Annotated in this window: 8 protein-coding genes; 3 read left to right on the top strand and 5 right to left on the bottom strand. The window is 70.7% G+C overall.

Annotation, left to right across the window (positions count from 1 at the left end):
- Positions 1-39: 39 nt before the first annotated feature.
- A complete protein-coding gene (locus tag R0D99_RS11760; protein ID WP_317748377.1) occupies positions 40-654 on the bottom strand; it encodes a GAF domain-containing protein in 615 nt (204 codons plus the stop codon).
- A 136-nt stretch (positions 655-790) separates the two neighbouring features.
- Here R0D99_RS11760 and pbpC point away from each other — a divergent pair, with 136 nt between their 5' ends.
- Positions 791-3,145: a penicillin-binding protein 1C gene (pbpC, locus tag R0D99_RS11765; RefSeq protein ID WP_317748378.1), complete on the top strand. Its 2,355-nt coding sequence runs from the start codon at positions 791-793 to the stop codon at positions 3,143-3,145.
- Positions 3,146-3,234: 89 nt separating this feature from the next.
- The gene (gene gorA, locus R0D99_RS11770; RefSeq protein WP_317748379.1) at positions 3,235-4,632 is read left to right on the top strand and encodes a glutathione-disulfide reductase; all 1,398 of its coding nucleotides are present in this window, start codon (positions 3,235-3,237) and stop codon (positions 4,630-4,632) included.
- A gap of 121 nt (positions 4,633-4,753) precedes the next feature.
- Here the strand turns inward: gorA and R0D99_RS11775 are convergent, their stop codons facing one another.
- Positions 4,754-5,353, bottom strand: a complete 600-nt coding sequence (locus R0D99_RS11775) for a DedA family protein (RefSeq protein WP_317748380.1) — start codon at positions 5,351-5,353, stop codon at positions 4,754-4,756.
- A gap of 309 nt (positions 5,354-5,662) precedes the next feature.
- Between R0D99_RS11775 and R0D99_RS11780 the strand changes: the two genes are divergently transcribed.
- On the top strand, positions 5,663-6,826 hold the full coding sequence (locus R0D99_RS11780; protein WP_317748381.1) for an alpha-hydroxy acid oxidase: 1,164 nt from the start codon (positions 5,663-5,665) through the stop codon (positions 6,824-6,826).
- 608 nt (positions 6,827-7,434) lie between these two features.
- On the opposite strand, the gene R0D99_RS11785 is transcribed toward R0D99_RS11780, so the two are convergent.
- The 3 genes from R0D99_RS11785 to R0D99_RS11795 form a co-directional block, all read right to left on the bottom strand.
- Positions 7,435-7,932: an isoprenylcysteine carboxylmethyltransferase family protein gene (locus R0D99_RS11785; protein ID WP_317748382.1), complete on the bottom strand. Its 498-nt coding sequence runs from the start codon at positions 7,930-7,932 to the stop codon at positions 7,435-7,437.
- Positions 7,933-8,249: 317 nt separating this feature from the next.
- Positions 8,250-10,946 carry a DUF349 domain-containing protein gene (locus R0D99_RS11790; RefSeq protein ID WP_317748383.1) on the bottom strand — a complete coding sequence of 899 codons (2,697 nt, stop codon included), beginning with the start codon at positions 10,944-10,946 and terminating at the stop codon, positions 8,250-8,252.
- Positions 10,946-11,419 carry a hypothetical protein gene (locus R0D99_RS11795; protein WP_317748384.1) on the bottom strand — a complete coding sequence of 158 codons (474 nt, stop codon included), beginning with the start codon at positions 11,417-11,419 and terminating at the stop codon, positions 10,946-10,948. Before R0D99_RS11795 ends, R0D99_RS11790 begins: the two co-directional genes overlap by 1 nt.
- Between the last annotated feature and the right edge of the window lie 138 nt (positions 11,420-11,557).

An 11,557-nucleotide genomic window follows, 5' to 3' on the forward strand; every position in this document is an offset into this window, starting at 1 on the left:
ATAGCACCCCGCGCTTGACAGGCAAGCGCTGCGGGCCGATCAGGCCATGGACCGTGCGCGCGCGTCCAGCAGCAGCGCGGTCTGCCGCGCCAGCAGTTGCAGTGTGCGCAACTGCACGGGTGAAAATTCACGCGGCAGGGCATCGGCCACCCACAGCGTGCCCACGGGCACGTCCTGCGCCGTGTCCAGCGCCACCGCGGCGTACGAGCGGATGCCCTGCTGCGCCACCGACTTGAGGCGCCCTTCGCTGTCGCTCATCACGGTGATGGAGGCGCCCGGCAGCGCCGGCCCGCGCCATCCCGAGGCCAGCGCCACGGCGCGCTCGGCGCTGACGCCCACACCGGCTTCAAGCCACCAGCGGCCGCCATCGGACAGCGTGATGGCGGCGATCGGTGTCTGGCAGATGCGGGCGGCGGCTTCGGCCACGTAGCGATAGGCGTCGTCACCCCGCGCGTCCAGCGCCGCCAGCCGGCGTTGCTCGGCGGCAACCGGGTCGGCGGGCGCCGCGTCGCTCTCGGTGAGCGCCCACGGCTGGGCCGCGGGCGTATCCGTGACATGGCCGCCCAGCGCCGCGTCGTGGCGCTCAAAGGGCACGGTATCGACCCAGTCGTCCAACCCGGCTGGCACGGCGAGCCCCGCCTCGGCTGTGGCCACTTTTTTCCTGCTGAACCAGCGCAACATGCTTCTTGCCTGCCCTACATGTAACCATCTGTTCTGATGGTCGCCATATTAGCGCTATTAAGCCCTTTGTGTTGCTTTTTGTATGTAGGCCACGCCCGACAATGGGGGCATGGTGGTGCGATGGTCTCGATGGCTGGTCGCCGCGCTGGTGTTGTGCGCGGTGCTGCCGGCGCGCGCCGTGCCGGGGTTTGCCCAAGTGCGGGCCGACTGGCAGGCGTCTGACACGGTGCTGCTGGACCGCGCCGGCCAGCCCATTCACCGGCTGCGCAGCGACGCCAGCGCCCGCCGCGGCGACTGGGTGGCGCTGGCCGACATCTCGCCCGCCCTGCGGCAGGCGGTGCTGTATTCGGAAGACCGGCGCTTTCACGAACACAGCGGCGTCGACTGGCGCGCCGTGTCGGCCGCAGCCTGGGCCAACCTGTGGAACACCCGCACGCGCGGCGCCAGCACGCTGACCATGCAGCTGGCCGGCCTGCTGGACGACGACCTGCGGCTGGGCAGCGGCGGCCGCAGCCTGCGCCAGAAGATCGGCCAGGCCGTGATGGCTACGCGGCTCGAATCCGCCTGGCGCAAGGACCAGATCCTGGAGGCCTACCTCAATCTGGTGCCCTTCCGCGGCGAACTGGTGGGCATCGACGCGCTGTCGCGCACGCTGTTCGCCAAGGCGCCGCACGGCCTGCAGGACAGCGAGGCCGCCATCGCCGCCGCGCTGGTGCGCGCGCCCAACGCGCGTCCCGCGGCGGTGGCGCGGCGCGCCTGCGACGTGCTGCGCGCCATGCGCCCCGGCGCGCCGGCGGACTGCGTGGCGCTGGACATGCAGGTCGAGGCCGTGCTGACCCGCCGCGCCTTTGCCCCCAGCGAAGGCATCGCGCCGCACGCCGCGCGCCGCCTGCTGGCCGCCGCGCCGGCCGACGTGCCCCCGGCCGCGCTGCGCAGCACGCTGGACGGCACGCTGCAGCGCCTGGCACTGGATACCCTGCAGCGCCAGGTGCGTGAGCTGCATGGCCGCAACGTGGCCGACGGCGCCGTGGTGGTGCTGGACAACGCCAGCGGCGACGTGCTGGCCTGGGTCGGCTCCACCGGCCCGCTGAGCGCGGCGGCCGAGGTGGACGGCGTCACTGCGCTGCGCCAGGCCGGCAGCACGCTGAAGCCGTTTCTGTACGCCCAGGCCATCGCCGAACGGCGCCTGACCGCCGCCAGCCTGCTCGACGATTCGCCCGAACAGCTGCAGACCGCCAGCGGCCTCTACATCCCGCAGAACTACGACCGCCAGTTCAAGGGCCCGGTGTCGGCGCGGGTGGCGCTGGCCGCCTCGCTCAACGTGCCAGCGGTGCGCACGCTGGTCATGGTGTCGCCCGACGCCTTTGCCCGCCAGTTGCGGGCGCTGGGCATCCCGCTGAAAGAAGACGGCGACCACTATGGCTACAGCCTGGCGCTGGGCAGCGCCGAGGTCAGTCTGCTGCAGCTGACCAACGCGTTTCGCGCGCTGGCCCGCGGCGGGCAGCTGTGCCCGGTGCGCTTGCGGCCCGCTGGCGCGGCTTCACTCCCTCTCCCGCTGGCGGGAGAGGGCAGGGGTGAGGGCAAGTCAGCGCCGAATACCGCCGCGCAACCCCTCACCCCAGCCCTCTCCCCAGAGGGGCGAGGGAGCAAGACCCCGGCGCACGCGGGCGCGACCGCCTGCACGCCCGCCCTCGACCCCGCCGCCGCCTTCATCGTGGGCGACATCCTGAGCGACCCGAACGCCCGCTCGCGCACCTTCGGCACCGACTCGGTGCTGGCCACGCGCGTGTGGACCGCCGTCAAGACCGGCACCAGCAAGGACATGCGCGACAACTGGGCGGTGGGCTACAGCGCGCGCTACACCGTCGGCGTCTGGGTCGGCAACGCCAGCGGCGCGGCCATGTGGGACGTGAGCGGCACCAGCGGTGCCGCGCCGGTGTGGGCCACGCTGATGCGCCATCTGCACGCGCGTGCGCGGTCGCGCGCCCCCGCGCCGCCGGCCGGCGTGCAACGCGCGGCCGTGCGCTTTGGCGACGGCCTGGAGGCGGCGCGCGACGAATGGTTTGTGGCCGGCACCGAGCAGCCGCTGTTTGCTATGGATTCGAAAGCAGGAATCGCCCGTCCATCCAGCGCTGGCGCACGATTCAACCCCTCATCCGCCGACCAGGCCGCCGTGCCCGCACGCATCACCGCGCCGCAGGACGGCACCATCCTCGCGCTTGACCCCGACATCCCGCCCGCGCGCCAGCGCCTGACCCTGCTGGCCGATGCCGGCGCCGCCTCGCCCGCCAGCCTGCGCTGGTGGATCGGCACGCGCGAAGTCGGCCGCGGCGCGCAGGCCCAGTGGCTGCCCTGGCCCGGCCGCCACGTGGTGCAGTTGCGCGACGCCGCCGGCCGCGTCTTCGACCAGCGCCGGATTGAAGTGCGCGGCGCCGCCGTCAAGACGACCAAGGCGCCGCGTTGAGCGCTGCGACGCATGGGCTCCACCCCGTCCCGGTGGACACGCTCAACCCCTCGCCAGTCAGACGCCGCGCCCTGCCCCACAATGCCCCCATGAACCCACGGCAGACTCACGACTTCGATCTTTTTGTCATTGGCGGCGGCTCCGGCGGCGTGCGGGCGGCGCGCATGGCGGCCACGCGCGGCGTGCGCGTCGGCATGGTTGAAAGCGGGCGCATGGGCGGCACCTGCGTCAACGTCGGCTGCATCCCCAAGAAGCTCTACAGCTACGCCGCGCATTACGCCGAAGCCTTTGTCGAAGCGCGCGGCTTCGGCTGGGAACTGGCGCACGCGCCCTCGCTCGACTGGCCCACGCTGAAGGCGAACCGCGCGCGCGAGATCGAGCGGCTGAACGGCATCTACGACGGCCTGATGGTCAACGCCGGCGTGCAGCGCCTGCAGGGCCGCGGGCGCATCGTGGACGCCCACACGGTGGAGGTGACGGCCGAAGACGGCGCCACCACGCGCCACAGCGCGCGCCACATCCTGATCGCCACCGGCGGCAAGCCACACGTGCCGGGCATCGAGGGGCGCGAGCTCGTCGTCACGTCCGACGACATGTTCGACCTGCCCACGCTGCCCCGGCGGCTGGTGGTGGTGGGCGGCGGCTACATCGGCTGCGAGATGGCCAGCATCTTCCACGGCCTGGGCGCGCAGACCACGCTGCTGTACCGCGGCGAGCAGATCCTGCGCGGCTTCGACGACGAGGTGCGCAACTTCACGGCCGACGAAATGCGCAAGGCCGGCGTCGACGTGCGCGTGCACTGCGACGTGGCGCGCATCGAAGCCGGCGATGGCGGTGTCCGCCGCCTGCTGCTGAGCGACGGCACGCCGCTCGAAGCCGACGTGGTGCTGTACGCCACCGGCCGCCAGCCCAACGTCGAAGGGCTGGGGCTGGCCGAGGTGGGCGTCAAGCAGGCCGACAACGGCGCCGTGCAGGTCAACGCCCACTTCGCCACCCACGTGCGCAGCATCCACGCGCTGGGCGACGTGGTGGGCCGGCTGGAGCTGACGCCCGTCGCGCTGGCCGAGGCCATGGCGCTGGTCGACCACCTGTTCGGCCCCGCGCCCGGCAAGCCGGTGCGCACCATGGATTACGACACCATCCCCACCGCCGTGTTCACCCACCCGCCCGTGGGCACCGTGGGCCTGACCGAAGCGCAGGCGCGCCAGAAGTTCGACGCCATCCGTGTGTTCCGCGGCGACTTCAAGCCGCTGAAGCACACGCTGTCCGGCCGCAGCGAACGCACGCTGGTCAAGCTCATCGTCGACGCCGCCAGCGACCGCGTGGTCGGCCTGCACATGGTCGGCGCCGACGCCGGCGAGATCGTGCAGGGCTTTGCCGTGGCGCTGAAGTGCGGCGCCACCAAGGCCCAGTTCGACGCCACCATCGGCATCCACCCCACCAGCGCCGAAGAATTCGTGACGCTGCGCGAGGTGGCGCGGACCTGAGTTTCCTTCCCTTTTCATAGCTGCTGGCGCTTGCCAGACAAGCGCCAGCGGCCGGAATAGCTTGAATCAGGTGGGTCCTGTGCCCGCACGGCAGGCAAGCCCCGCCCATCGGTCACCCCCATCAAGCGCCCGAATTCCGCTCCTCATTCCCTTCGGCCGCGCGCCGCACACGCCCCCGCCAGCCGCGCCACGCCGCCAGGCCCAGCGCCAGCGCCACCAGCGCACCCAGCACCCAGCCCTGAACCTCGTGCAGGTCGGCCAGCATGGCCTGGGCGGCGGCGCCGAACATCCAGCCGGCGCCCGCGGCCAGAAAACCCCACAGCGACGCGCCCACCAGGTTGAAGGCCAGAAAGCGCGGCCACGGCATGTCGGACATGCCCAGCAGGATCGGCCCCGCCCAACGCATGCCGTACATGAAGCGCATGCCGATCACCACCAGCATGCCCCAGCGCGCCACCAGCCGGTTGAATCGCTCGCGGTAGCGCAGCACCTGCGGCCAGCGCGCCAGCACCTGCGGCCCGCGCCAGCGCCCCACGCTGAACAGCAGCACGTCGCTCAACGCGCCCATTAACGCGCCGACCGCCATCACTGCCGGCAGGTCCAGGTGGCCCAGCCGCGCCGCAAAGCCGGCCAGGATCAACAGCGTCTCGCCTTCCACCAGGCCGCCAAGCACCACCGCCCAGTAGCCGTACTGCGTCACAAATTGCCAAAGGGTATCCATGCATGCCCTATCAAGATGGGGCTGCATTCTGCCGTGGATCAGCAGCCCGGATGTTTCATCGTGGCGACGTCCAGCGCGCCCGGCCGCGGGATGCATGGGTGTGCGGCGTGGCGCAGCAGGGGCCGGGTGCCCCTGCAAGACAGGCCGCGCGCCCAGGCACCCGCCGCCGGGATGCGATGGACGTCGAGTGTTTTGGCCAGAACGAACTGGATTCGACCATTTCATCCACTTTTCACTGCGAAAAGGCCGGCAAAAACACGGCCACGGCGAAATATCCGGGCTAGCATTCGTGTCAGAGGAGACGCCCCCATGACCGACCTTTCCAAGATCTGCTGCATCGAAGACCTGCGCCTGCTGGCCAAGCAACGCGTGCCGCGCATGTTCTACGACTACGCCGACAGCGGCAGCTGGACCGAGAGCACCTACCGCGCCAACCAGGACGACTTCCAGAAAATCCTGCTGCGCCAGCGCGTGGCCGTCAACATGGAAGGCCGCAGCACCGCCACCACCATGATCGGCCAGCCGGTCAGCATGCCCGTGGCCATTGCGCCCACGGGCCTGACCGGCATGCAGCACGCCGACGGTGAGATCGCCGCCGCGCGCGCCGCGCGCAAGTTCGGCATCCCGTTCACCCTGTCGACCATGAGCATCTGCTCGATCGAAGACGTGGCCGAACACGCCGGCAAGGGCTTCTGGTTTCAGCTGTACGTGATGCGCGACCGCGACTTCATCGAGCGCCTGATCGACCGCGCCAAGGCCGCCGGCTGCGGCGCGCTGGTCATCACGCTGGACCTGCAGATCCTGGGCCAGCGCCACAAGGACATCCGCAACGGCCTGTCCACCCCGCCCAAACCCACGCTGGCCAACCTGATCAACCTGGCTACCAAGCCGCGCTGGATCATGGGCATGGCCGGCACGCCGCGCCGCAAGTTCGGCAACATCCACGGCCACGTCAAGGGCGTCAGCGACATGAGCAACCTGGGCGCCTGGACGGCCGACCAGTTTGACCCCAGCCTGAACTGGGGCGACGTCGAATGGATCAAGAAGCGCTGGGGCGGCAAGATCATCATCAAGGGCATCATGGAGCCCGAAGACGCCCGCCTGGCCGTCGACAGCGGCGCCGACGCGCTGATCGTCAGCAACCACGGCGGCCGCCAGCTGGACGGCGCGCCCTCCGCCATCGCCGCCCTGCCCGCCATCGTCGACGCCGTGGGCAGTCAGATCGAAGTCCACATGGACAGCGGCATCCGCAGCGGCCAGGACGTGCTCAAAGCCTGGGCCCTTGGCGCCCGCGGCACCTACATCGGCCGCGCCTTCCTGTGGGGCCTGGGCGCCGCGGGCGAAGCCGGCGTGACCAAGGCGCTGCAGATCATCCACAAGGAACTCGACCTGACCATGGCGTTCTGCGGGCACACGCGGATCGAGACGGTGGATACGAGCATTTTCAGGGCGGGGACTTATCCGGTGGCGTAGCGATGGACACCGAGTTCGCTTACGCGCGTGTGAGTTGACCCATGCACTCAATGTCAAACATCTTGACACTCTGGAGCATTGGTCTGGTTTCGTCCGAAGCGGTGGTCGCATGGGCAGACGACCAGATTCTCAAGTCGGATCATGCGCCTCAGGGATTAAGTGAGCTATCAATTTACGGACCGAAAGCGTGCCTGAGACGACCAGAATTCGATTTTCCTGCTCGTCCATTGAAACTTCCGTTCGAGACGCATTTCTCTGCATTGGCGATAACCGCTGACACCTCATCCGATTCGGTAGCACTTGGCTTGGTCAGGTGGACGGCATATCAGGCGCTCGGTCAGAGCTTTGATGAGCCACTAGTGTCGTTTGGATATCGGCTATTCCATCTCTTGGACGACTGCAACGATTGCGACGGCGCCGTCAATTTGCTAAGACTCGAACTGCCCAAAATGTTCCCACGGTGCCGACAAGTTGCGGGCCCACTTTTGGATTCAGTTCCACGTGAATGGATCTGTTCGCCATCGTTTGAGGACCACGGCTCGTCAATCTGACCTGACCCAATGCGTGTCAGTCTTCGCGCGGCTTTTGGCGGATTCAAACCAACCATCTCACATCCACCGCCGCACGCGCCCCGCATAGCGCGTGAAATGCTCCCCAAAGCGCTCCCGCAGGATGCGCTCCTCGGGCTTGATCTGCAGGGCGTTCAGTACTGCGACAAACAGCGGCAGTCCGACGAACGCGACGGCGTTGCCCAGGTACACCGCCCATCCCGCCAGCACCAGCAGCATGCCCAGGTACATAGGGTTTCGGGTGAAGCGGTAGATGCCGTTGGTGACCAGGGCGCTGGCGCGGTGGGGCGACAGGGGGTTGACGGTGGTGCGGGCGCGGCGGAAGGCCAGCGCGCCGGCCAGCGCGAACCCGCCGCCGGCCAGGGCGATGGACAGGCCCACCACCGTGGTGACGGACCACGGTTGCGCGGGCCAGAGTTGCGCCGACGGCACGCCGCGCGCCAGCGCCCACATGAGCGCGCCGACGGCGAAGTCGATCACCGGCGGCGGGATCTTGTGTTCGTACCAGCGGGATGGGGGCTTGGGGCTGGCGGGCATGGCCCCCTTATCTTAGAGAAGCGCGGCTACATGCGCGTCGCTGGCCCTCACCCCCGCCCCCCGCCTTCGCGGGGGCAGGCTCTCTCCCAGAGGGAGAGGGGGTTTTCGACGGAATGGATCGTTGTCCGTACCGATCGATTGCTTCAGAAACGATAGCTGTCTGCGCGGTTTCAGCGCGGGATGCGGGCTGAATTCACCTTGAATCGCACCGCCGTCCGGGGCGCGTGGACAGCTTCATCGCCGCTGCTGCGCGCGGCACGGCCATCGCGCTGCCGCCGCGCCGCGCTCTCAACGAGCGGGCGCTGGGCGGCGCACGCTCACTTGCGCATCAGCACCTTCAGCGCGTTCTGCAACCGGCGCGCGGTGACTTCGTCGTGCGCCGTCGCCAACACCTTGCCGGCGTCTTGCGCCCAGGTGTCGGCGGGGGCGGGGTCATTGCGGCGGGTGAGCAACTGCAGTTGCAGGGCGCGGCGGGCGTCGAGGTGCTCGGCGGGGGTGGGCACTTCGGCGGCCATTTCGAGGCGCAGCAGCGATTCGTTGGCGCTGCCTTGCGGGGCGGCCTGCAGGGCCTGTGCCCACGCGCCGCGGGTGCCGCCGCTGACGCCACGGCCCAGATCTTGCGCGCTGGGCAGCTGGTCGGGCTGGCGGTCGGCCCAGGCGCCGAGCAGTTGGGTCAGCGTTTCGCCGTGGGCCTGCGCGGCCAGCTTGCGTAGCTGGGCCTGGGCGGCTTCAACGGCGTCACGCTGGGCGCGGAAGGCGGCGTCGCCCAGGCGTGGGCCGCGCGGTTCGCGGTCGTCGCGCGGCGGACGGTCGCCAAAGCGGCCGCCGCCGGGGCGGTCACCGAAGCGGCCACCGCGGTCGCCGCCGGGGCCGCCGCGTGCATCGCGGCCACCGGGGCGACCGCCCGGCCGGTCGCCGAACTTGCCGCCGCGGCCGGCGGGCGCGGGTTCGGCGCGCTTGGCGCCGGGCCGGTCGTCGCCACGCATCGCGATGAGGGGTTTGGCGGGCTTGGGCGCCGGGGCCGGGGCGGCCGATTCGGCGGCATCGGCGTCACCGCCTTCGCCTTCGGGCGCCGGGCTTGCTTCGGTTTCAGTAGCGGCCGGCGCCGTATCGGCGGGCGCTGCAGCGGGTTTTTCGGCCGATGCCGGTGCGGGCGCGGCGGCAGCGGCGGCCTGACCGCGCGTGGCGGCTTCCAGCTGCGCCATGGCGGCGCGGATCTGCTGCGCGTCGCCGCTGGCGTTGGCGGCTTCCAGCGCCTTGGCGGCTTCGAGCACGGCGCGGTCGTGCGCGCTCATGGCGGCGGCGTGCTGTTCGCGCTCGGCGCTCTTGCGGTTGAAGGCTTCGTCGATGGGCTTGCGGAAGGCGTCCCACAGTTTCTGTTCGTGCTTGCGGTCGAGCGGCACGGCCTGCGCCTCGGCCTGCCAGCGTTGCTGCAGGGCGCGCACGGCGTCGATGCGCAGTTGCGGCGCGGCGCCCAGCGCTTCGGCTTCCTGGATCAGCGCCTGGCGGCGCGCGGTGCTTTGCTTCTGCGCGGCTTCCAGCGGCTGCGCGGCGGTGTGGATGGCTTCCTTCCACTGCGGCTGCAATTCGGCAAACTGCTTTTCAGACAGGTGGCCGGCGTTGCGCCAGCGGTCGGAAAACTGGTGGATGCGGCGGTTGATGGCCTTCCAGTCGGTGCCTTCGCCGGTGTGGGCCTGGGCTGCAATGCCAAAGGCCTTGACCTCTTCGATCAGCGCCAGGCGCTGGGCGCGGTGCTCGGCGGCTTCGGCGCGCACCTTGGCCAGCCATTCGTCGACGTGCTTGTGCGCGGCGTTGACGGCGCGGTCGAAGCGCTTCCACAGCGCGTGGTTGGGCGCGCCGCCCTGGTCGGCGGTCTTCCATTCCTCGCGCAGCTTGCGGATGGTTTCCTGCAGCTTGCGGCCGCCCATGGCGGGCACCAGTTCGCCGTCGTCGTCGGCCGGGGCGGCGCGGGCGGCGGCGGCGGCCGGCGCGGCGCCGATCTGTTCGGTGACGGCGGTGGGTTCGTTGGCCTGGGCGTTGGCGGGCGTGGCGCTTTCGTCGGCGGACGGAGCGTCTTTTTGGGCTTCAGCGCCCGCTGCATCTGCGTCGGCAGCTTCTGATTTGATAGCGTCTTCGGCTACGGCGGCCTGCATCGCGCCAGCCTGTTCGGTGGCGGCGGTGGCTTCGTTGGCCTCGGCGTTCTGGGCCAGGGCGTCGGCCGTTGGCGCGGGCGCGGCCGCGGCCGCGTCGATCACGCCGGCCTGTTCGGTGGCGGCGGCTTCGTTGGCGCGGGCGTTCTCGGCCACGTCGGCCGCGGCGTCACGCGGCGACGGTGCAGGCGCGCCCTTGACCTTGCGGCGCACCAGCAGCGCTTCGGCACGGGCCACCAGTTGCTCGCGCAGCTTGTCGGCGCTCCAGCGCTGCCAGCCTTCGAGTTCGCCGGCGCTGACCAGCGCGGCGTGCACGCGCGCTTCCAGCGCGTCGTCGATCAGCCGGCCGTGGGCCTTGAGCGACTGGCGCAGCGCCTGGGTGGCGCTGTTCATGTTCTTGGTGTGGCCGGCGGCGACGGCCTGCTCCAGCAGCATGGCGCCGGTTTCGACGGCCTTCTGCGCGGCGGCGCGCTGTTCGGGGTCGACCTTGGGGCGCGCGGGCTTGGCGGCCTCGGCGGCGGCGGCGGGCGCTTCACCGCGCGCGGCGCGCAGCTCGTCGGCCCACACGGGCACTGGCGGCAGCGGCGCGGCGGGGTCCTGCGCGGCGGCGGTGGCCTGCGCCAGCACGGCGCCAAAGGCGTCCCACACGGCGGTCAGCTGGCCTTGCGCCGACTCCAGCTGCGGCGCGTGGCGCGCGTCAACGCTGGGCCATTGCGGGTCGGCCAGAAGCTGCGCGGCGTGGCCGCGCCACTGCTCGACGTCGGTCTGCAGGCCGGCCTGCTGGGCCTGGGCGTCGGCCAGCGGCTTGGTGGACAGCAATTCGATGCGCTGGGCCAGCAGCAGCGCGGCTTCGCGCTGCACCATCACCTGCTGCTGCAGGTCTTCGACTTCTTGATGCGTTCGACCAGCTGCGCGCGCAGGCTGCTGAGCGGCTCGCGCGACAGCGGTGCGCCGGCCTTGGCGGCGTCGCGCTGCCAGGCCATGGCGTCGGCAATGTTCAGGCGCGCCGACTGCAGCAGCGCGTCGGCCTTGGCCTGCCATTCGGCGGCGACGGCTTCCTGGCCCTTGGCGCGGCGCAGGTCGTCCAGCCGCTCGCGCAGCGCCTTGGCGGCGCCCTTGTCCTTGGCCGACAGGTCCTTGTAGACCTCCTGCATCTGCTCGGGGCTGGGGTCGGTGGCCAGCCAGTCGCGCACGCGCTGGGCACGTTCGCCCGAGGTCGCGGCCGAGAAGACGCCGCCGGTCACGGCGTCGAGCGGGTGCGCTTCGGGCGCCGCCTTGGGCGCAGCGGCCGGAGTCTCGGGCTGCGGGTCTTGTTTGTCGCGTGAAAAGGGGAACATGCTGTGCTGCAAAGGTCAGAGGGTCGCGCGCGGCAGGCCGCGCGTGGGCAGAAAGACGTATTTTCGCCGGGATTTGGGGTCAGCCCCTGTCAGCCGGGGACTTGCCTGCGCACGGGCGTGCAAAGCGGGCGCCGGGGC

Source organism: Ottowia sp. SB7-C50 (assembly GCF_033110285.1).
Lineage (GTDB): Bacteria > Pseudomonadota > Gammaproteobacteria > Burkholderiales > Burkholderiaceae_C > Ottowia.

What these genes read in the sequence shown, in the direction of transcription:
- pbpC (WP_317748378.1), top strand. Translation starts at nt 791, where the DNA reads ATGGTGGTGCGATGGTCTCGATGGCTGGTCGCCGCGCTGGTGTTGTGC.
- R0D99_RS11795 (WP_317748384.1), bottom strand. Translation starts at nt 11,419, where the DNA reads ATGTTCCCCTTTTCACGCGACAAACAAGACCCGCAGCCCGAGACTCCG.
- R0D99_RS11785 (WP_317748382.1), bottom strand. Translation starts at nt 7,932, where the DNA reads ATGCCCGCCAGCCCCAAGCCCCCATCCCGCTGGTACGAACACAAGATC.
- R0D99_RS11790 (WP_317748383.1), bottom strand. Translation starts at nt 10,946, where the DNA reads ATGGTGCAGCGCGAAGCCGCGCTGCTGCTGGCCCAGCGCATCGAATTG.
- R0D99_RS11775 (WP_317748380.1), bottom strand. Translation starts at nt 5,353, where the DNA reads ATGGATACCCTTTGGCAATTTGTGACGCAGTACGGCTACTGGGCGGTG.
- gorA (WP_317748379.1), top strand. Translation starts at nt 3,235, where the DNA reads ATGAACCCACGGCAGACTCACGACTTCGATCTTTTTGTCATTGGCGGC.
- R0D99_RS11780 (WP_317748381.1), top strand. Translation starts at nt 5,663, where the DNA reads ATGACCGACCTTTCCAAGATCTGCTGCATCGAAGACCTGCGCCTGCTG.